This is a genomic window from Bryocella sp., assembly GCF_058498515.1.
This window is the reverse complement of record NZ_JBMHYI010000041.1, coordinates 200,287-222,389: the sequence shown is the minus strand read 5'-3', so window position 1 is coordinate 222,389 and position 22,103 is coordinate 200,287. Positions and strand designations below refer to the sequence as shown.

Below are 22,103 nucleotides of genomic sequence, written 5' to 3'. Positions count from 1 at the left end.
CGCAGATCTTCCCTTCTATTCCACAATCAGAGTGAACGGCACGCTGTGCGAGAGATTGCCGCTGGTCACCGTCAGCGTGACCTGACTGTCCCTCTGGGCCTGGGACAGGATTCCATCCGTCGCGCCGCATCCTGTCAGTGCAGAGGTCGCAGCACCTGCCAGCAAGAACAATGCCAGCAGGTACATCTTCCCCAGCCGCTTACGGGAGCGCTTCAGCCCCGCCAGAGGAAGCAGCAGCAGACCGGCTGCGAGTGGAGCATACCTTCCACTACTTGTTCGGATTGCGGCTAACGTCTGCGGCACAGTGATGGTGCAGGTAACCTGGCCGCTAGGGCTCGACGCAGGAAGCGAAGCAGGGTTGCAGCTATACGTTGCGCCACTTGGCAATCCCGACAGGGTGAAGTTCACCGTCGCCGGGAAAGAACCGTAGAGCGTCGTCAGACTGAAGACAAAGCTTGCGGAATGCCCCGGCACCACATACAGCGGAATGTTGGTGTTGGCATCCACGGCGGCCAGCGTAAAGTCAAGCGGCGCGACCGCAACGGTCTCGCCCGTCGTGGAGGAACCGATCTGGAAGTTCGCATCTCCGGAGTAGACAGCAGTGATGCTGTGCGTAATGCCTGGGGACAGACTCGTAGCGACGCTTGCTGTTCCATTCGTCATGGGTACAGACGCCAGCTGCACACCGTTGTCGAGAAAGATAATCGTCCCCGTCGGAGCACCTGTGCTGCCCGGCGTGACATCGCTTACCGAGGCGGTAAATGTTACCTGCTGTATCGGAGTGATGCTGGCAGCACTCGCCGACAGAGCCACCGCCGATGCTGCTTTGTTCACGGACAGGGAGAATGTGTCCGACGCCGTTGCGCCGTTCGCATCGGTGACCGTCACGATGTAATTCGCCGAGGCACTGATCACGCTCGTGGAACCGGAGATGGCCCCGGTCGACGAGTTGAAGCTAAGCCCTGTCGGAAGCGCCGGCGAAACGGAGTATGCTAACGTGCCTGTGCCGCTACCTCCCACGACGGGTATGAAGGTCGCTGGAGTGTTATAGATCATCGCCTGGGAGGCAATAGCCACCGTCGCCGTCACTGCGGTGTTCACCGTGATCGAGAAATTTGCCCGCGCGGTTTCGCCATTTGTGTCGCTGACCGTCACCGTGTAGCTGGTTGCCGAGCTGGTTGCTGTCGGCGTTCCGCTGATCATTCCGGTGGATGTGTTGAAGCTAAGCCCCGTGGGAAGCGCCGGCGAGACAGCGTAAGTCAGGGTGCCGGTGCCGCCTGCTCCAGTGACGGGCGCGAACGTGACCGCCAAGCGATTCTGCGTCAACAAGGTCGATGCGGCCGCGGTCGTAGCCGTTACTGCGGCGTTTACCGTGAGCGAGAAGTTTGCGGTTGCGCTCTCCCCGTTGGTGTCAGTAACGGTCACAGTGTAGGCAGCAGCAGCACTTGAGGCCGTCGGAGTTCCGCTCACCGCTCCGTTGGACGCACCGAAGTTGAGCCCCGCAGGAAGTGCAGGCGAAACGCTATAGGTCAATGCACCCGTGCCGCCGGTTCCGGTCACCGGAGCAAAATTGACCGCGAAATTTTGTGTCGCAGCTTCAGAAGAAACCGCAACCGTAACGGCCACCGCAGTATTCACGGTCAGGGAGAACGAGCCGGTTGCCGTAGCTCCGTTGGAGTCAGTCGCTGTGACGGTGTAGCTGCTTGCCGCACTCGTCCCCAAAGGCGCTCCGGTGATCGCCCCCGTGTTCGTGTTGAAGTTCAGGCCGGCCTGCAAAGCTGGCGAGACGCTATAGGTCAGCGTGCCCGTACCGCCGCTGGCGGTAACTGGAATAAAGCTGGCAGCGAAATTCTGCGTCAGCATCTTTGTGGAGATTGCGATTGTTGTCGCTACGGCCGAGTTCACTGTAAGGGAGAAGGAACCGGTTGCCGTGGCTCCGTTGGAGTCCGTCGCCGTGACGGTATAACTGGTCGCAACGCTGGCTCCTGAAGGTGTTCCGGTGATCGCTCCCGTAGTTGAGCTGAGAGTCAGTCCGCTCGGTAAGCTCGGGGAAACACTGTACGTCAACGCGCCGGTACCACCGCTGGCTGTTACCGGGGTAAAGCTGGCTGCGAAGCTTTGCGTCAGCATCTTCGACGAGACGACGACCGTCGAGGCTACCGCCGCATTGACCGTAAGCGAGAAGCTATCACTTGCTGTCTCACCATTGGAATCGGTCACTGTTACCGTATAACTGCTCGCGGCGCTGATCACGCTTGGAGTTCCCGTAACCGCACCGGTAACCGAGCTGAAGTTCAACCCGCTCGGCAACGATGGCGAGACGCTATAAGTCAACGTGCCGGTACCGCCTGAGCCCGTTACCGGTGTGAAACTGGTAGCGAAGCTCTGGGTCAGAGATTTAGAAGCCACCGCGACCGTAGCCGATACGCTAGCATTCACCGTAAGAGAGAACGCCCCCGTCGCTGTGGCGCCGTTGGTGTCTGTCACTGTGACCGAATAGCTCGTGGCGGTGCTGGTGCCCGTCGCCGTGCCCGACACTGTCCCCGTGCTCGAGCTGAAATTCAGCCCACCCGGCAGGCCAGGCGAAACGGTATAGACCAACGTGCCGGTACCGCCGGTACCCGTCACCGGGGTGAAACTAACCGCAAGGTTCTGCGTCAACGATTTGGAGGCGACCGCAACCGTAACCCCTACAGCAGAGTTCACAGCAAGGTTAAAGCCCGCAGTCGCCGTCGAGCCGTGGGCATCGGTGACAGTAACCGTGTAAGAAGTCGGTGTGCTGATGGAAGACGGCGAACCAGTCACCGCGCCCGTGGCAGAGTTGATCGACAGTCCTGCAGGCAACGTCGGAGAGATGCTATAGCTCAACGGCGTAGTTCCACCGCCGCCGGTCACCGGTGTAAATGAGGATGATGGTTGGTTCCGGGTCAGTGTCTTGGAAGCGATCGCCGTACTGGCCGTCACCTGGATGTTGATGGCTAGCTGGAACGTCGCCGTCGCAGTTGCGTTATTGGCATCTGTCACCGTCACCGTGTACGTGGTTGCACCGACAGGGTTCGTCGGTAGGCCACTGATCTGGCCCGTGGTGGGACTCAGCGCTATGCCGGGGGGCAAGGTCGGCGAGACGCTGTAGTGAAGCGTGCCTGTTCCACCACTACCCTGCACTGGCATTACCTGAGAGATCGGAAAATTGAGTGTCTCTCCGATCGACGAGATCACCGTCGTCGCTGACACCGGACCATTGACCGTGAGGGTAAAGGTTTGCGACGCCGTCGATCCGTTCGCGTCCGTCACCGTAACCGTATAGGTCGTTGTGGTGCTCGTCACGGAAGGAGTGCCGCCAACAGCGCCAGTTGTTGTGTTGAGGCTCAGGCCCGTAGGCAGCGAAGGCGAGATGCTATAGCTCAGCGGGGGCGCTCCGCCACCGCCCATGACCGGCGTGAACGCGGTGACTGCAAAGTTCTTGGTCAGAAAGGCCTGGCTTACCGCAAGATTCGCCGTTACGGAACCGTCGACCGTCAGCGAGAACGTCGCGGTGGCGGTTGCGTTGTTTGCATCCGTCACCGTCACCGTATACGTAGTAGCACTATTCGTAGCCGTCGCGGTACCCGTGACTGCGCCCGTGGCGGAGTTGAGGTTCAGCCCCGTCGGCAGGCTGGGAGACACACTGTAGCTCAAAGTGCCCGTGCCATTTGCCCCGGTGACCGGAGTAAATGGCGTCGCTGCATGACCTTGGGTCAGTATCGTGGACGTGACCGCCTGGGCAGCCGTCACTGCGGCGTTTACGGTGAGCGAAAAGGTGCTGCTTGCGGTCGCGCCGTTGCTATCTGTTACCGTCACCGTGAAAGTTGCAGCGGACAGCGTCGCCGTCGGCGTATTCGAGATAGCGCCTGTGGCGGAGCTGAAGTTCAACCCAGTGGGCAAGGCCGGCGAGATGCTATAGGTCAGGGTTCCAGCGCCGCCGCTACCCGTAATAGGAGTAAAGCTCGTCACAACGTGGTTCTGGGTTAGAGACTTCGAAGCGATGGCCTGCGTCGCTGTCGGCGGAGCCGCTACTGCCAACGAGAAGGTATTGGCCGCGGTCGCATTGTTCGCATCGGTCACCGTTACGGTATACGTGGTCGCGCTAGTCGTTGCGGTAGCCGTGCCGGTGATGGCGCCCGTCGTAGAACTGAAGTTCAGACCCGCCGGCAGCGTCGGCGAGATGCCGTAGCTCAAGGTACCTGTACCGCCGCCGCCCGTCACCGGCGTAAAGCTCGTCGCTGCGGTGTTCTGTGTCAGGGTTGTCGAAGCAACGGACTTCGTTGCTGTCACAGCGGCGTTGATTGTAAGGGTAAAAGTATTGCTCGCCGTCGCACTATTCTGATCGGTCACCGTCACCGTGAAGGTGGTTGCCGTGAGCGTGGTGCTCGGCGTGCCCGTGATTGCGCCAGTGCTGGAGTTTAGATTCAGGCCGGTCGGCAAAGACGGCGAGATGCTGTAGCTCAACGCGCCTGTACCGCCGCCGCCCGTCACCGGCGTAAAGCTCGCCGCTGTGGTGTTCTGTGTCAGGGACGTCGAAGCAACAGACTTCGTTGCTGTCACCGCGCCGTTGATGGTAAGGCTAAAGGTGTTGCTGGCCGCCGCATTATTCAGGTCGGTCACCGTCACCGTGAAGGTCGATGCCGCGAGCGTTCCACTGGGTGTGCCTGTGATTGCGCCCGCGCTGCTGAGACTCAAGCCTGCCGGTAGCGAAGGTGAGATCGAGTAGGTCAGTGTTCCTGTACCGCCGCCACCCGTCACCGGAGTGAAACCGGTAGTTGCATGACTCTGCGTCAGCAAGGCGGAAGCAACGGACTGTGCAGCCGTCACCGCGCTGTTCACCGTGAGGATGAAGGTATTGCTAGCCGTCGCATTGTTCTGGTCTGTCACCGTCACCGTAAAGGTCGTTGCCGTAAGGGTCACACTCGGCGTGCCTGTGATTACGCCCGCGTTGCTGAGACTCAAGCCTGCCGGCAGCGAAGGTGAGATTGAGTAGGTTAGCGTTCCTGTACCGCCGCTACCCGTCACTGGAGTGAAACCGGTAGTGGGATGACTCTGCGTCAGCAAGGCGGAAGCAACGGACTGTGCAGCCGTCACCGCACTATTCACCGTGAGGATGAAGGTATTGCTAGCTGTCGCACCGTTCTGGTCTGTCACCGTCACCGTGAAGGTAGTCGCGGTGACGGTAGTGCTGGGAGTTCCAGTGAGGGCTCCGCTAGAGGAATTGATACTCAATCCCGTCGGCAGAGAGGGCGAGATCGAATATGTAAGCGAACTGACACCACCGCCGCCCGTTACCGGTGTGAAGCTGCTGGCCGCTTGGTTTTGCGTCAGGACCTTGGACGCAATGGATTGCGTCGCCGTCACCGCGCTGTTGACCGCCAGGGTGAAGGTGTTGGACGCAGTTGCGCTGTTCTGGTCTGTGACGGTGATGGTGTAGGTGGTCGAGACAAGGGTTGTCCCAGGTGTTCCGCTGATGGCGCCATTGCTGGTGTTGAAGATCAATGCCGAGGGCAGAGCAGGTGAGATGCTGTACGCCAGTGTGCCCGTGCCGCCGACGCCCGTTACCGGCGCAAAGGCTGTCGCGGCATGATTCAGCGTCAAGGTCCTGGCCGCAATGGATTGTGTCGCTGTCAACGGGCCATTGACCGTCAGCGTGAAGGTGTTCGTCGCCGTCGCGGTGTTTTGATCCGTCACGGTCACCGTAAAGGTGGTTGCAACAAGCGGGATGGAGGGCGTTCCACTAACGGCTCCGGTAGTTGTATTTAAGCTCAATCCCGTAGGCAGAGCAGGTGAGATGGAGTAGGCCAGGGTTCCTGTACCGCCACCACCTGCCACAGGAGTAAACGGGGTAACGGCATGATTCTGCGTCAACGTTGCTGCAGAAATGGCCTGCGTCGCGGTCACTGCACTGTTTACCGTCAGGCTGAAGGTGTTGGTCGCAGGCTGGCCGTTTGCATCGGTTACCGTCACCGTATAGGTGGTTGCCGCAAGCGTCGTCGACGGAGTTCCACTGATTGCGCCCGTCGCAGAACTTAGGCTCAAGCCTGTGGGAAGCGGTGGTGCGATGCTGTAGACGAGCGTCGGCGTTCCGCCGCCGCCAGTGATCGGAGTAAAGGATCCCGCGGAATGGCTCTGCGTCAGGGCTTTGGAAGCAATCGACTGCGTGGCCGTCACCGCTGGATTCACTGTCTGGGTGAGTGTGGCTGAGGTGCTCGTCCCAAAAGTCGAGTCGCCATTGTAGGTAGCAACGATGGAATGCGATCCAGCCGCAAGGGCGACGGTACACGTGGCTACGCCGCTCGATACAGGCTGCGCGCCGCATCCCGAGATAGTGCTGCTGTTGTTCGAAAAGCTGACAGTGCTTTCGTTCACCGTGCTGCTGCTGGTGACCGTAGCAGTCAGGGTCTCTGTCTGACCGAACGTAGCCGGATTGAGAGACGAAGAAACAGTGGTCGTGGTGGAGGTCGTCTGGTTGATTGTCAACGACAGGGTGATCAATTGAGTCGGTGAACCCGAACTGGTGGGATCCAGATAGGTATTCACACTATCGGTAGTCTCGGTTCCGGGGCTCAGGTTAAGGGCGTAGTACGTATTTAGGCTACCTCCGCCATTGGGCAGGCATCCACCCGTCCCCGGGGCGGGGTTGAGGTCGAAGTTGCATGCCGAAAAGACGAATGTGATGGACTTGCCATTGGCCGTTGTCGTGGTGAAATCGGCAAATTGGGGACTCTCAACGCCACTGGCTGGGTAAACACCGAGGTCATAGGGATCGCAGGTATTACCGTCGCCGTCAGTGTTGATGCCCCCTCCAACCAGGACGACGGTTGGGCTGTCAGTCGGGCTACTAAATGACACAGGGTTGGGCGTGAAACATTCATTCCAGTTGTAGCCAGTATCGGGATGAAAAATGCCCTGCGCCGTCAGGAGGCTGGCTGTGAAGTCCACCTTGAGAACCTGACCGCTGCCGATATTGGAAGCATACAGATTCCCATTGCCATCCATCGCCAGCGCCTGCGGCAAACTTAGATTGGTTCCAACATCGTGGAGCTGGGTATAGCCGCTGTTGCCGTTCGGAGCATACTCATGCACCGCATTGCTCGAAAGATCCGAGACAAAAACATCTCCTTTCCCATCGACCACCACACCGCTGGGCTGCTTTAGCGTACTGCTGTTCGCCACATCGGCGAGTTGGGCATAGCTGCCATCGCCGTTGGGTGCATACAGGTGCACCGCATAGGCTCCGGCATCGGAAACATAGACATTCCCATTGCTGTCGATCGCCAGCGCATTGGGTTGCTGCAGGCCGCTGTTGGCCACATCCTGCAAGCGGGTATAGCTACCATCGGCGTTGGGACTATATTTGCGTACTACACCGCTGCCCGCTTCTGCCACATACACATTGCCGCTGCCGTCGACAGCTACGCCTTGCGGAACTTTCAACCCACTGGCCACATCTGTTTGCTGCAGAAACACAGGACCATTGCGCACAAATTTGCGAACGACATTCAGCGCGGTATCCGTGACATAGACGGCGCCGCTGCCATCAATCGCCACGCCATAGGGCTGCTGCAACCCTCGCGGGCCCACCACGTCCTGTGACGTGACATAGTGAGAGCCGCGTTCGGAATAGAGATGCACCGCTCCGGTAGCAGCATCCGCCACAAACAGCGTTCCAATAGCATCCACAGCAATTCCAGCGGGAGCGGTAGTGGCAGCAACATCCTGCGACCCGGTCGCGATTGCCGTCGTCCCCCCGGTTCCGACCCCATAGATGTAGGCTATGGCCGCCACCTTGTAAGCCGGGTCCCTCAGGACGACCGCGCCATTCCGTGCCCCCGCGAATTTCGGTGTGAACGTCACCGTCACCGTGCAGGCATCGCCTGGCTGATAAACATGGCTCGCGCCGTTCGTGTAGCAGGTGCCGGTCAAGGAATCCGCAAAATCCTCGCCAATGATTCCCTGGGTCTCCACCAGCGAATCGCCGATCTTGCCGCCCGTGTCAAAAATGAAGGTGAGCGTCTGCGCGGCGCTCGTGCTTCCCACCGGCATAGACAAGAAGCTCGCACTCCCCGCCGTTCCCGCAGCCACCGGCGCGCTGGAACTGCTTCCCGCAGCCTGCACCGCGCTTAGGTGTGCAGCCACCTGCGCATGCGCTGACAGCGAAGAAAGCACAACCGCGGATGCCAGACAGGTCTCCCAGGTCAACATTCTCTTTAGCCGGGAACAAAACGAAGACGAACGACGGAAGGGCAAAACAGATGACGTGCACATTTTGGACGATCCCCGCCCGACACAACTGAGCGCAGAAACGTCAGTCCCTGCCAGCGTCGTTACATCCTGATTGTCGGAGCACATAAGGTGTACCACTCGCGCCAGGACTTTTCAAGGGAGCGCTCGGAGCACCGAGGCAATTGATGCCCCTGAAACAATGCCTCTTCACCCTCCCATGCATTGGCGGTCCAATGGCGATGCTGGAAAAGCCGGCAGTCAGCACGAAATCGGCTACCTGCTGAAAGCCGTGGTTGCTTGAGGCGCGGCTTCGCCATCAGCTTGCGGGTCATATCGTGGCACGCAGGCATACTCTTCTGCGGCATCGTCCACAGAACGGTGATGTGCTTCGTGCTCGCGCGAGGTCTTCGCTTCTAGAAGGACCGCATAGCTGAGAACGAGTTGTGCAACGCTCACATTCCCTCATGTGGCTGTATCGAATCCCTCGACAACTCCGTTGGTCACATTTGGAAGATTCTTGAGAAGGAACATCTCACTGAGAACACGATCTTCGTCTTCATCAGCGATCACGGTTGCCACTTCGGCACGCGTAACCAGGAAGACAAGCGGAGCCCTCACAACAGCTCCCGCGGAGCGCACCAGATCGCGAAACTGGTGGGCCTCATCGATATCGCTCCCGAGCTTATCAATGCGGCGGGACCGCCAGTGCTATCAACTTGGAAAGGACTCAGTGTGCTTCCTCTGCCAAACGACGCGAAAGCGCCGCACCACTGTCCCAACGCACAACTCATTCCGATAAGCGAATCCATGACGGGCCGTAGGATCTGCAGCCGGACTGGACGTACTGCGTTGCCGATACTTCGGACGACAGGTCAAAGCCAGCCGCGAAGACGTATACCGAGTACCAGATGTACGATCAGCGTGTCGACCCGAACGAATTGGTCAATGAGGTCGACCGCAAAGGTTATCGCGTCAAAGCAGATGAGTGGCGTGAGCGGTTGAAGACGCCAGCGTCAATGCAGGAGAAGCCGAATCGCACGTCCAGCTGACGAAGCTCTACCCATAGGAAACGGCCATGAACGGAAACAACCAGGAGGACACCGGTCGGGTGCAAACGAAAAAGGCATGCTGCGCTCCACGGGTAGACCGCGGCGTCGCCGCGGCATCCGAACTCGCGCCTCGCCCCGCTCTGAGGGCTGCGGCCTCGGTCTCCGAGATGATCTCCTTGCCTGGCGGTACCTTTCTCATGGGCACGGACTATCCCCAGGGCTTTCCCGCCGACGGTGAGGGTCCGGTGCGTCCCGTCAGGCTATCTCCCTTTCGCATCGATCGCTATCCCGTGACGAACACAGAGTTCGCGAGGTTTGTTGAGAGTACCGGCTACGCCACCGATGCCGATCGATTCGGCTGGTCCTTCGTCTTTTGGTCCCACATCCCAGCGTCCAGGTTCGAAGATGTAGTGGAAGACACGGTTGTGGCGATGCCATGGTGGTGCAAGGTCCCCGGAGCTCGCTGGGACGCCCCCGAAGGGCCAGGCTCAGACATACGACGGCGTGACAACCACCCAGTTGTCCATGTTTCCTGGCGAGACGCTGCTGCTTATGCAGCCTGGGCCGGCAAGGCTCTCCCCACCGAAGCGCAGTGGGAGTATGCCGCACGAGGCGGGTTGGAGCAGAAGCTTTACCCGTGGGGCGACGAGCTCACTCCGGATGGCAGGCACCTGTGCAATATCTGGCAGGGGCAGTTTCCGCGCGAAGATACCGCACACGACGGCTACGCAGGGATCTGCCCGGTGGACGCGTTTCCCGCAAACGGTTACGGTCTCTATTCCGTCGCTGGAAACGTCTGGGAGTGGTGCGGCGATTGGTTTACGATCACGCATTCCATGCATGCCCTGCAAGACCCTTCTGGGCCGCAGGCTGGAGAGGTCAAGGTCATGAAAGGGGGATCGTTCCTCTGTCATGCTTCCTACTGCAATCGCTATCGAGTGGGAGCGCGTACCGCAAACAGCATCGATAGCAGCGCGTCCAACATAGGATTTCGATGCGCCGCACCAGAGCAGGGAGCCTCCACCGATGAGGCGATCACGATTTGACCTGAAAGAGGCCCGCGATGTGGGTAAGACCCTAGTATGCGAGAAGATTGCAGCGGGGGGATCCTGGGATAGCGATCATTCGCATCCGCTTTTCGTCCGTTGACGAAATTGTTTATCTATAAGAATATTGTCTTACCGCATGACGATTTTCTCCAAGCTCGCCGACGCGACCCGCTGTTGTACTTCGCAACGAATCGGTGGCGCACGCCAGCTTGCCTGTTGTAGCCGGATCTAGTCCGGCTCCTCGCGGAGAGCAGCTGAAATGCCCACCTTCACGGTGGGCTTTCTTCTTCGGGATCGTTTCATTTCGTTTTCCCTGACAATTCTTTCGGTGCCACGAGCCGCTGTCTCATAAGGCCGCGCTCATCAGCCACCAGCCGAGCCGACGCCGCGTCCCTGCCTGCTCGCCGGACGGACTGAACCGCCACCAAACTTCTTGGAGACTGGCTGTGACCGCAAACGCTGCACGTTTTCGTAAGCGAATCCTCTTCGCGATGCTTGCAATCCTTCTACCTGGCTTTCTGGCGATTCGCCCGGTAGTGGCACAGAGCGCGGGTGATGGGGTCATCACCGGCACGATCTCCGATGCCAGCGGGGCGTTCATTCCAGACGCAGCAGTGACAGCTGTCAATGATGCCACTGGGGCGTCCGTCACGCGGCCATCCTCCTCGAGCGGTCTCTATCGACTCGGCCCATTGTCTGTCGGCACCTACACCGTCACGGTCGCAGCCAACGGATTCACCGGGGTCAAGCAACAAGGGATTGTCCTCAATGCCTCGCAGACGTTCGGCCTCAACCTCACATTGCAGATTGGCAGCGACACGCAGTCCGTCACTATCGGCACCGCACCACCGGCGTTGGATACCACCAGTGCTACGCTCGGCGGCACCATCTCAAGCAAGGAGTACATGGATCTTCCCTTGCTCGTTTCCGGGAATCAGCAGCGAGACATCACGCAGTTCTCGAATCTCCTGCCTGGTGCGCAGGCCGGAACACGCTCTTCGCTCTTCTCCGGCACAGGAAACCGCGTGCAGGAGATCTACCTCGATGGCATTCCCATCACGACCATCAGTCAGATTGGTGACAATCGCCCCATCTTCAATATCGTTCCTTCGGAAGCGATCGATCAGATCGGCGCCACGACCAGCGGACAATCGGTCGACATGCAGGGCGCGGGCGCGGTCAGCTACACCATGGCATCGGGAGGCAATCAATACCACGGCTCAGTCGCTGACTTCATCCGGAACACGTTGTTCGATACCTGGGGCTTCACCGCTCCGGCAGCCACCGTGCAGCGCGTCGTCAACGGAAAGCTCGTCGCCGTTCCTGCCGGAAAACCTGCGGACCATCAGAACGAGTTCACCGCTTCCATCGGCGGGCCTATCAGCATCCCGCATCTCTTCAACGGCCGCGATAAGCTCTTCTTCTTCGCAGCCTATGACCGCACCCATGGCGACACCGCGCCGACATACGCGACGACGACGGTCCCCACAACACTTATGCGGACGGGCGACTTCACCGAGCTGCTTGCAGCGAACGGTGGCCCCGGCTACACGCTCTACGACCCCACCAGCCTCAGCTGCCCCACGCCAACGACCTGCACCCGCCAGCCCTTTATGGGCTTGAAGAACGGCGTCCCCACGCAGAACGTTATCCCGTCAAACCTCATTTCGCCGATCGCGCAGCAGATGCAATCGTTCCTGCCATCGCCCACCACGAGCGGCATCCAGAACAACTACCTCGGTGGATACCCGCAGGGAACAGATAACTGGCTTTACTCGGGCCGCATTGACTACGACATCTCGTCGAAACACCGGCTCTCATTCGTCGTCACTGGGGGTAACACTCATCCCATTCCGTTTACATCGAACAGCTCCGTCCTGCCGGTGCCGTATCTTGCGTCGAACTATACCCAGACCGGTGGCCACTGGGCCGACGCTCAGGATGTGTACACGATCCGGCCGAACCTCGTGAACCAGATCAAGTTCGGCTTCAGCAACTTCGGCGGTCCGCCGTCAAAGAACATCACCCAGGGAGTCGACCAATATAAAGCTACGACGCTTGGCATCACCTTCAGTGGTGTCCCGGGCGGGCCTGACTCACAGGCGGTGAACCAGTTTCCCACCTCCACGTTCTCAGGAAGTAACGCGGTGGCGCAGTGGGGCGACGGAACGCCGGGCACCGGCAAGACAACGGTCGACGAAACCTACACCGTCCTCGACAACCTCAGCTGGGTCAAAGGCAATCACTCGATGGTCTTTGGCTTCGAGTTGCAGCGGTTGGAGCTCAACCAATCGGCGCAGGACGGCCCCACCTCGGGTATCACACTCGCATGGGGAGTGAACGAGACCGCAAAGGTCGGTGGAACCTCCTATGCCAGTGGAACTGGCTACTCCTATGCCAGCTATCTTCTCGGCGCCGTAGCCAACACCAGCGTCAGCGTGCTTCCCTTCTCTGTACTAGGTGGCCGGTATCACCCCTTCGCCCCGTACTTCCAGGACAACTACAAAGTCACATCGAAGCTCACGCTCAATCTTGGCCTGCGTTGGGATTATCTCCCCACCTACAATGAGGTGCTCAATCGCTTCTCGTTCCTGAACCCCAACATCACCAACTCGGCTACGGGAAGCCTCGGCGCGCTGCAGTTTGCAGGCAACTACGGTGGCCCCGGCGTCAGCTGCGAATGCAGCTCTCCGGCCAGCAACTACATGAAAAACTGGGGACCGCGCGTCGGGTTCGCTTACTCCCTGAATAACAAGACCGTGATCCGCGGAGCTTACGCGCTTGTCTACTCCCATGGCGGAGGCACAGGTGGCGCGGGCGGAGCCTACCAGGGAACGGGCTCGCTCGGCTTCACCTCCACGCCCTCCTTTATCGACGGTGGAGCGGGCCCCGGTGCCCGCCCAGCCTTCTATCTCAACAACAGCACGGGGTTCCAGGCTCTCGGGCTCGCCAACACAAATTTCGGCGGTCCCGGATACACGGTTCCAGCCGTCACCGCGCCGAGCGCGGCCAGCCAGAGTCTGAACACGGGAAATTACGTGAACGGTGCCGGAGCTTATGTCACACCCGGTTCGATCAGCTACCTCGACCCCTATGTCTCCGGGCGTGCACCTGAGTTCGATTTCTGGAACTTCGGTATTCAGCGCGAGTTGCTCAACGACCTCACCATCACCGTGAACTACGCCGGCTCGCAAAGTCACTTCCTCGCAGGCGCCAGCAACATCCGTGGCCTCCAGTCCGGCCAGATCGATCCGAAGTACTACGCTCTCGGTGTCGGCAGCTATGGCGCGGGACTTCTCTCCGCGCCGGCCACAGCCGCGAACCTCGCCAAGGCCAATGCCATCATCCCCGGCATCTCCGCACCCTACGCAGGCTTCACCGCAGCAGCCAACACCAGCGCGGGCTCCGGCCTGGCGACCATCGGCCAGATGCTCACCTGGATGCCGCAGTATTCCAGTGTCACCGATACCTGGGGAAGCCAGACCGCGAATGCGGCCTACCATTCGCTGCAGCTCTCTGTGGCAAAACGTGCGTCGCATGGTCTCACGCTCAATCTGAACTACACCTACTCCAAGCAACTCGATGACACGGGAACGATTCGCAGCGGATACGCCATTCCTGCGGATCGAACACTCAACGGCAAAGCCTGGAAGCCGGACCGCATCGACCGCTCGCCAAGTCTCACAGACATACCGCAAAATCTCTCTATCTATGGCGTCTACCAGATCCCTGCGGGCAAAGGTCACTTCGGCGGAGACTATCTCGTGACACGCGCTTTGCTCAGCGGCTGGAATCTCTCGGGCGTCTTCACGTATGTTGCCGGAGCTCCGCTCGCAATCACTTCCACAGCTTGCACCTCCTCCACAGAGCCGGGAGCAGGCCAGTGCATGCCCGATGTCAACCCGAGTTTCTCCGGAGACATTCGCCAGAACGGCAGCTGGGGGCATGGAGCGACTGGAGCGAATCTGGGAGCGTACTCCTACATCAAGGGTGCGGTCAGTGGCTCAACACCAGGCATCGGCGCGTCCGGCGCCACCTGCTCGACCAGCATCGGCCCCTTCTGCAACTCTGGTGCACTCATGATCGGCGATGCGCCTCGCACATCCGCCTTCGGACTGCGTGGCCCTGGAGTGTACAACCTCAACATGGGCGTCCGCCGGACCTTCGATGTCACCGAGCGCTTCAAGTTCATCTTCGCCGTGGACTGCCAGAATGTGACCAACAAGGTTACCTTCAGCGGTATCAATACAAACATCAACAGCACATCGTTCGGCCAGGTCAGCAGCGCCACCAGCAACTCCGGCAGTCGCGACTTCCAGTTCTCCGGTCGCATCCGTTTCTGAGGAACACTTTAAGGAGCTCATCTATGTCCAGGACACCGCGTTTCAACACGACGGGAAACCTGAAGGCCTCGCGCCGTCAATTTCTCGCAGGGCTTGCAGGGGCCGCAGCGGCGGGCGGCCTGCCCACAGCTGCGGCAGGCGCTGCACCTATCGAAAGAAAGAAGCAGCCAAACATCCTGTGGCTTATGTCAGATGACATGGCTGCGGAGCTAAGCTGCTACGGCGCGCTCGCTCGTGCGAAGACCCCTCACCTCGATCGTCTGGCGAGCGAGGGTGTGCGGTTCGATCGCAATTACTGCCAGTTCCCTCTCTGCAATCCATCACGAGCCTCGCTCTTCAATGGCCGCAAACCCACCACCACCGGCGTGCTAGGCAATCGCACGGACTTCCGCACCGAGCATCCGGATTGGGTGAGCCTGCCTCAGTTCTTTCGTGAGCACGGCTATAACACCTACCGAGCGGGCAAGATCTTCCACGGAGGCATCGATGATCCGAAGGCGTGGGACGAAGTTGGCTTCGACGAATCGAAGCCACAGCCTCATCCCTTCACCACCGAGCATGTGCTGCAGGTTCCCGCGGAGTCTGTCCCCCCTCCGCCGCCGGGGATACCGGGCCCCCCACCTCCCGGTGCGCCAAAGCTCGCCCCCGCAGCCGATCCCGATCATGCCGCCAGCTCCGATCGCATTATCGTCGTGGACAACGATGGCACGGGGCATCCGGAAAATCACGTCGCCGATCTGGCAGTCGAGTACCTCCGCAAACACAGGTATGGAAAAAAACCGTTCTTCCTCGCGGTAGGCTTCTCCAAGCCTCACAGCCCTCCGACTGCTCCGCAGAAGTTCTTCGATCTCTATAACGTGGCTGAGTTGGAATTACCCATCAACTTCGCTCCGTGGCCGACAGTTCCTGCTGACCTTCCAGCGGCAGCGATTCGCAAGCAGAACGCAGACCTGTTCATTCGCCGCGGCGCCAGTGAGCACGAAGCTCGCGAAGTGACACGTGCGTATCTCGCTTCAGCCTCATGGTCCGACTGGAACATGGGTCGCGTCCTCGAGGAACTGGATCGCTCCGAACTCAAGGACAACACGATCGTCGTCTACGTCGCGGATCATGGCTACCAGCTCGGCGAGCGTGGCAAATGGTCGAAGGCCGGATCACTCTTCGAACTCGGAACCCGCGTGCCGTTGCTCATCCGAGCACCCGGCGTGGGTGGAAATGGGCGCCCCTGCTACCGGACGGTCGAGTCGCTGGATCTGTATCCCACGCTGCTGGAACTATGCGGCCTTCCGCGACCGGACGGCCTCGAAGGCGCCAGTCTCGCTCCTCTTCTGCAGCAGCCCGACACCTCGTGGGATCGTCCTGCCTTCAGCATCTGGAGCGAAGACGGCAAGACGATCCACGGCACAGCGATTCGTACCGGGCGTTATCGCTATGTAGAGTTCGGCGCTGCAGGAGAGGGCGCAAAGCATGGCGCCATGCTCTTCGATGAAGCAGCCGATCCTCTCGAACTCGTCAACCTTGCGGAGCATCCGGCATACGCCGAGATACGTGCTAGCCTCTCGGCAAAGATCGCCAACTACAACACACGGGGGTAAAGAGAAGGAGTACAGATATGGGTAGTCGCGTGTCTACAGAAGCTGTGTACCGTTCAACTGCTCGGACATAACATCGCGACCGCGATTGCGAACTGGCATTGTTGAGTTTTCGAGAGAGCATCGCATCGCCGCTGAAGCTTCAGCACCAAAGTTGACGCGTCATCTCAGCAGGTATATGCTCTGCCAAAGCAAAGTGATGATCACTGGTCCTTCCACTCTCGCGGTAGTAGCGTGCTTTCAGGCGCGCTGTCCCTTTGCTTGTTCTTAGTACCCTTTCCTGTTGTCCCCACACTAGGATCCGTTACTAACTTCGCTCAGCTTTGAGCACCCGCTCAACCAACTGCAACTTATTTCCGTTGCGAGATGCCACAGTCCCCCAAAGGCCAGGTTTTCCGCTGCGGAAGCGTACGCTTCCGCTTTCGAAGCAGCAGCTCGCTTCATATGTTCAAAAGGAACAATTCAGTCGTGGAGATTCACGAACAGCATTCCGCGACTGATACAGAGGAGTTGGAACGAATGACTTTAGGAACGAGAACGCAAAGAAAGACTCTCAATGCGCTTGCTGCCGGGTTGCTGCTGACGGGAATGTTGGCGACCACGTCTCCGCAGCTGCGTGCGCAGGCCACGCACATCTCCCAGGACTGGGCGCAGACGCCGCCGGCTGTCGACAACGGTGACTCGTTGCGCGATTTTGAAGCGCGCCTGCGTTCCTCGCTCTTCCTGCTCCAGGGACAGCCCGAGATGAACGAGCCGCTGAAGCTCACGGGCACGGTCACGGCGATCAGCAGGACCGGCATCCGGCGTCTCCGCATCCGCAACTTTCAGCTGCTGAGCGATGGCGGACGCGAAGCCGGCGAGTTCAATCTCGGTGCTGGCTCATGGCCAAGCGTGACCGGAGCGATTGGCAGTGCGCTCGTTGGCGACTATCTCGTTCAAGCCGCCGTCAAAGGCATTCCCATCGACGACATTGAGCTGATCTTCACCAGCAAGCCCGGCAGGGCGCCATCGAAAACGACCGGCACGCAGGTCACCTATCCTCGCAACCTCAACTACATCGTGTTCATCACCTCTCCGGCCAGCGATGCACAGCTCGAGGATTTGCGGAAGACGGTTGAGCGCGTCTCACCGGTATTCCACCTGGTGACCGACGGTCAGAAGATTGACCATGGCACGCTGCACTATACGCAGACTCCGCTGAAGCGCGAGGGCAAGACGCTCGACGGCTTGCGCGAATTTCTGGCCGACAAATATGCCGCGACGCAAGGTGCGACCCCGATCGAAGGGTCCAGCCCGAAGCAGGCCGATGACGATTGGAGACAACCGCTGCGGGCTGATATCAAGGTCGAAGGGGGCACCGGAATTCGGAATGTTCGGACCGACATTGGAAACTTCCAGATCATTCACGACTACCCGCGCTATCTTGGCGGCCACAATCTCGGCCCGGTGCCCGAGGAAGACATCCTTGGCCGCATGATCACGTGCCTGACGCACATCTACGAGATCCAGGCCTCCAGTCGGCAGATCAAATTGGACGGCCTGGAATTGCGGGTTGAAGGCACACTGACAAGTCGGCTCGGCAATATCGATCATCCACCCACCTACAGAGACATCGCCTATGGCGTCTACATCTCCTCCCCTGAGACGAAGGAGAAGATCGAGGAATTGCAGCGGGCGGTCGAGTCAACCTGCCCGATTTACAACATGGTCAAGGATGGGCAGCCGATCAAGGGGACGATCGTCCGTGGCCCCTACTCAGAAGAGAAGGAAAAGGCCGTGAGCCTGGCGAAGTAATAGTTCGCTAGGGAGACAACGGCCTGCTAACCGGCGGGCCGCTTTCGCTTCTCTGTAGATGGGCAGGACCCAAAGCAGACCGATGACTTCACCGGCAACGGAATGGAAGACAGGCGTTCGATTCTGCGTCTGATCGCTGCTCTCATTGGCACGACCATCGGTCTGGTCGGCCGCCGCACTCGCCATCAAGACGACACCGTTTACTTCGGAGTTTCCGGTCCGGTCACGGGTGATAACGCAGAGTATGCGCGTCTCTGGCGCCAGGGATTCGAGCTCGAGCTGGAAGACATCAGCAGCACGGCGGCGTTCGATGGCGAAAGGTGGCTCTGGACTGGGAAGACAGCCAATCGGATCCCAGGCACGCAGTCAACATCGCACAACGGTTCGTCTATGGGTGTTCTAGCCGTCCATTTTCTGAAATGGCAACATCATCACTCCCATGAAGAAATCGTGGTCTCGCGGCATGCCATCAACCAACCTCGCAGGATCGTTCCTTCCAAACCGCCGGAAGTCCAAGAGTCTTCCGCACCAGTGCAACCCATTGCAACGTTAGCAGTATCAATATTCCCAGTGGATGCAGCGCAGCACCCCGCCAATCCTGCATAAATCTCCCAACGCCCAGGATCCCCGGCAGCCAAGCACACACCATCCCCAGGACTGCAAACGCCGTGACCGGGATCGAACCTCCGCCCCGCACCATCAGCCAGATCACCAATATCACCGGCATCATCTGACCGAGAATTAGCAGAAGACTTACAGGCACGATCCGCGACGGCGCTCCCAGGCCTTCGGTGGCATTCTTCGCCAGGCCGTTCCACACCTGCGCCGCGTTGGTGTACATCCTGCATGTAGCCACGCGGGTCATATCGGCGAGATCCGTTCGAAAACCCGCCTGCCGTAACAACCTGGGAAGCAATAGACCGTCGTGCATCGTTCTGCGGATGGCGGAATGGCCGCCGGCTACGAAGTAGGCTTCGCGCCGCACCATCAGAAACTGGCCGCATCCCGCCGCGAAGGACGGATCGTTTCCAGCACGCATTCGCGCCAGCGGGAGAAACCCAAGCAGCACAAAATGGATTAGCGGCAGCAGCAGCCATTCCATCCATGTCCCGGTAACCTGCCGCGGGAATCCGCTCACCAGTGCCGCATCTGCTCCCTCCATGAAAGCAGTCATCCGGGTCAGTGCTTCGGCCTCAAGCCTTACGTCCGCGTCGACGAAACAGAGGGTCTCAAATCGAGCTTGATGCGCGAGTGCCCAGCAAGCATGCTGCTTCCCATTCCAGCCTTCCGGCAACCCAGGAGCCTCCACCAACCGCACTCGTTCATCTAGCTTCGCTACAGCCGCAACAATCTCCGCCGTTCGGTCTGTCGATCCGTCATCCATCACCACGACTTCGAACTCCACACCAACGCTCCGCAGAATCGCATCCACCGCGGCTCCAATACCAGCCTCTTCATTCCGGGCCGGGATGAGCACAGAGACTTGACTGTTTTCTTCGCGGGCCCCTGGCGGCTCGCGATACAGCCGCAGATTCGCGCAGAACATCGCCGCTGGCAGCGCGGCACAGGCCATCGCAAGGAATGCGAGCGCCGTCAACACTTCTCCGAAGCCTCACGCGACTCCGGCGCAATCGTGTGTTCCGCGCGGTATGGCTTCCGCAACAACACAGCTCTTATCCTCTGACCCATCGCATAGAACCCTCCAACCCCCGCCGTCCCCCGCGCCATCGTTCGAAATGTCGATGGATCTCGCGTGATCGCCATCTCCTTTAGCTGGTTCATAGCCTTTTCCAGCGCCGCAATCAGACGCGATTCAACTTCGTCTGTGGTATCGCCCGGCCTCACCAATACCGCTTCTTCCATGCGCAGGAGGCACTCGGGCAGGCGCTCATCCCAGTAGGTGTACTCCATGGCCAGCGGAAGCACTCGGCACAAGCCCGTGTGCTCGGCCAAGCGTACCGCCAGGGCAGCCAGGCCGGGCTTGAACTCAAGCGGCCGAACTCGGCTATCCACAAACTTTCCCTGTGGCGTGATCCACAACACTCCACCGCTTCGAGCAATGGCCTCGCTCGTACGCAGGAACTGCACACCGCCGCGCACGGTCTTCATCTCAACGGGAAAGATGCCGATTCGCTGCAGGATCTTATAACGCTCCAGTGCCGCTGCGTCCATCGGACCATAATGCTTGCGCCCGGGCATCAGGTTGCCTGCCAGAAAGAACGCAACCATCGGGTCCCACCATGACCCATGATTCGCATACACAATCAGCGGCTCTGCAGCATCTTGCAAACTCGAGAACTGTACCGCTCCGCTGATGCGCACTGCATGGAAGTGGCGGCGGAAATAGCCTCGAACAATGCGTCGAAAGAAGGTAAGCACCGGCCTCGATATGTTCGGAATGTCCATACAATTCGCCTGCCCAGCCAACCTCAACTCCTACGATCTCGATCCAGCGAGTCCGCCGCGATCCATCCCGACATCATCACCATCGGCATCCCCGGCCCAGGATGAGCGGCGCCTCCCGCCAGGTACATCCCCTCTAACTCCTTGCTGCGGTTCGCTGGCTTGAAGGCGCCGGTCCAGACACCATGACTCGAGATCCCATAGATTGCGCCGTTCAATACACGGTAGCGATCGTGGATATCCTGCGGAGTCAGCGCGGCCTCGAAGATAATCCTGTCCTCGATATCCGTCAGGCCGGCCGTCCGCTTCAGCTTATCCAGGATTACCTGCCGGTATCCCGGCAGCATCTTCTTCCAGTCGTGGTGAGCCCTCAGGTACGGAGTATGAACCAGCACATAAAGCGCCTCGCCACCCTCCGGAGCGCTCTCGGGATCGGTTGCCGCGGTCGCCGCCAGGTAGCAGGTCGGATCCGGCGCCGGCTCGCCAAGATCGTAGATGTGATGAAACTCCTCATGCGGATCGCGCGAGAAAACGAAGTCATGATGTGCGAGATGCTCGTATCGCTTCTTCAGCCCGAGATACAGGACCAGGCCGCTGCAGGCCGGCTCATACTTGCGCTTCTGCTCAAACTTGCCCGCCGCGGTGCCGCCAACCAGTTCCCGGTGTGTCCGAACCGCATCGCAGTTTGACACCACCGCGTCGAACCGATGCTCAACCCCGTCCGCGGTCATCAGACCGATCGCTCTGCCGCCAGCTCGGCCACGCGATTCGCCCTCTTTCAATATCCTCGCAACGTCCGTTTCCGTGTGGAAGACGACGCCAAGTTCGGTCGCCAGCTTTACCAGCGCCTCTGGAACAGCCCGCGTGCCTCCCAGTGGATACCAGATGCCTTCTTCCATTTGCATGTGCCCGATGGAGCATAGAATCGCCGGCGAAGCGTCTGGCGAGCTTCCCACATACTGCACAAAATGATCCAGCATCTGGGCTGTATTCGGGTCCGGAATAAACTCACGGATCGTCCCCGCCACGCTCTTTCCCATCCGCATCCGCATGACGTCGCGAAGCACCTTCAGATCGAAAGCGCCGCCCACATCCATCGTGTCTCCGATCCCGCCAATCGATCGCCAGAAGAAGAACCGGTCGCTGATCGAATGCAGTTGCTCCGACATCTCCAGGAACCGGCGATATCCGTCTCCCATCCGCGGCCGCACGGCATCGAGCTGTGCCACCATCGCGTTCGTATCGTCCATCAGATCCAGCCGGCTGCCATCCTCAAAGAAGCATCGCCACTGCGGATCGAGCCGCACCATGGTCAGATACTCCTCCAGGCGCCGTCCCGCCTCGTCGAAGATCTTGCGCAACACTGACGGTTGAATCAGGATCGTCGGCCCCATGTCGAATCGGAAGCCTTGCTCCCTCAACTGCGCGGCCTTCCCTCCCAACCAGGCATTCTTCTCAAAGACCTCAACCCGATATCCCCGTGCCGCCAGAGTGCATGCTGCAGCGAGTCCAGCCAGTCCCGATCCGATCACACCTACGCTCTTAACCTGCTGCATCACACCCTCATCTCAACTTCCGTTCAGCCGCCGCCACGGTCTCGTCCGTCACTCGCTGCAGTCC

General features: G+C 59.7%; 9 protein-coding genes. 5 read left to right on the top strand and 4 right to left on the bottom strand.

The annotated features are described in order from the left end of the window. Positions 1–15: 15 nt before the first annotated feature. Entirely contained in the window at positions 16–8,166 is an 8,151-nt protein-coding gene (locus AC5E6W_RS11425; RefSeq protein WP_491752417.1) for a putative Ig domain-containing protein, read from the bottom strand. Between the two features lie 528 nt (positions 8,167–8,694). Between AC5E6W_RS11425 and AC5E6W_RS11420 the strand changes: the two genes are divergently transcribed. The 5 genes from AC5E6W_RS11420 (at position 8,695) to AC5E6W_RS11400 (ending at position 18,080) form a co-directional block, all read left to right on the top strand. Further along, positions 8,695–9,255: a sulfatase-like hydrolase/transferase gene (locus AC5E6W_RS11420; protein WP_491752416.1), complete on the top strand. Its 561-nt coding sequence runs from the start codon at positions 8,695–8,697 to the stop codon at positions 9,253–9,255. Positions 9,256–9,328: 73 nt separating this feature from the next. After that, a complete protein-coding gene (locus tag AC5E6W_RS11415; protein ID WP_491752415.1) occupies positions 9,329–10,348 on the top strand; it encodes a formylglycine-generating enzyme family protein in 1,020 nt (339 codons plus the stop codon). A 449-nt stretch (positions 10,349–10,797) separates the two neighbouring features. Continuing rightward, a complete protein-coding gene (locus AC5E6W_RS11410; RefSeq protein ID WP_491752414.1) occupies positions 10,798–14,694 on the top strand; it encodes a carboxypeptidase-like regulatory domain-containing protein in 3,897 nt (1,298 codons plus the stop codon). A 23-nt stretch (positions 14,695–14,717) separates the two neighbouring features. Next, the gene (locus AC5E6W_RS11405) at positions 14,718–16,289 is read left to right on the top strand and encodes a sulfatase (protein ID WP_491752413.1); all 1,572 of its coding nucleotides are present in this window, start codon (positions 14,718–14,720) and stop codon (positions 16,287–16,289) included. Positions 16,290–16,805: 516 nt separating this feature from the next. Then, the gene (locus AC5E6W_RS11400) at positions 16,806–18,080 is read left to right on the top strand and encodes an OsmC family protein (RefSeq protein WP_491752412.1); all 1,275 of its coding nucleotides are present in this window, start codon (positions 16,806–16,808) and stop codon (positions 18,078–18,080) included. 469 nt (positions 18,081–18,549) lie between these two features. On the opposite strand, the gene AC5E6W_RS11395 is transcribed toward AC5E6W_RS11400, so the two are convergent. The 3 genes from AC5E6W_RS11395 to AC5E6W_RS11385 are packed head-to-tail and all read right to left on the bottom strand — an operon-like array spanning position 18,550 to position 22,039. Further along, positions 18,550–19,680 carry a glycosyltransferase gene (locus AC5E6W_RS11395; protein ID WP_491752411.1) on the bottom strand — a complete coding sequence of 377 codons (1,131 nt, stop codon included), beginning with the start codon at positions 19,678–19,680 and terminating at the stop codon, positions 18,550–18,552. After that, the gene (locus AC5E6W_RS11390) at positions 19,674–20,486 is read right to left on the bottom strand and encodes a lysophospholipid acyltransferase family protein (RefSeq protein ID WP_491752410.1); all 813 of its coding nucleotides are present in this window, start codon (positions 20,484–20,486) and stop codon (positions 19,674–19,676) included. The genes AC5E6W_RS11395 and AC5E6W_RS11390 overlap by 7 nt, the downstream gene beginning before the upstream one ends. 23 nt (positions 20,487–20,509) lie before the next feature. Further along, positions 20,510–22,039, bottom strand: a complete 1,530-nt coding sequence (locus tag AC5E6W_RS11385; RefSeq protein WP_491752409.1) for a phytoene desaturase family protein — start codon at positions 22,037–22,039, stop codon at positions 20,510–20,512. Positions 22,040–22,103: the final 64 nt, after the last annotated feature.

What these genes read in the sequence shown, in the direction of transcription:
- AC5E6W_RS11415 (WP_491752415.1), top strand. Translation starts at nt 9,329, where the DNA reads ATGAACGGAAACAACCAGGAGGACACCGGTCGGGTGCAAACGAAAAAG.
- AC5E6W_RS11405 (WP_491752413.1), top strand. Translation starts at nt 14,718, where the DNA reads ATGTCCAGGACACCGCGTTTCAACACGACGGGAAACCTGAAGGCCTCG.
- AC5E6W_RS11400 (WP_491752412.1), top strand. Translation starts at nt 16,806, where the DNA reads ATGACTTTAGGAACGAGAACGCAAAGAAAGACTCTCAATGCGCTTGCT.
- AC5E6W_RS11390 (WP_491752410.1), bottom strand. Translation starts at nt 20,486, where the DNA reads ATGGACATTCCGAACATATCGAGGCCGGTGCTTACCTTCTTTCGACGC.
- AC5E6W_RS11385 (WP_491752409.1), bottom strand. Translation starts at nt 22,039, where the DNA reads ATGCAGCAGGTTAAGAGCGTAGGTGTGATCGGATCGGGACTGGCTGGA.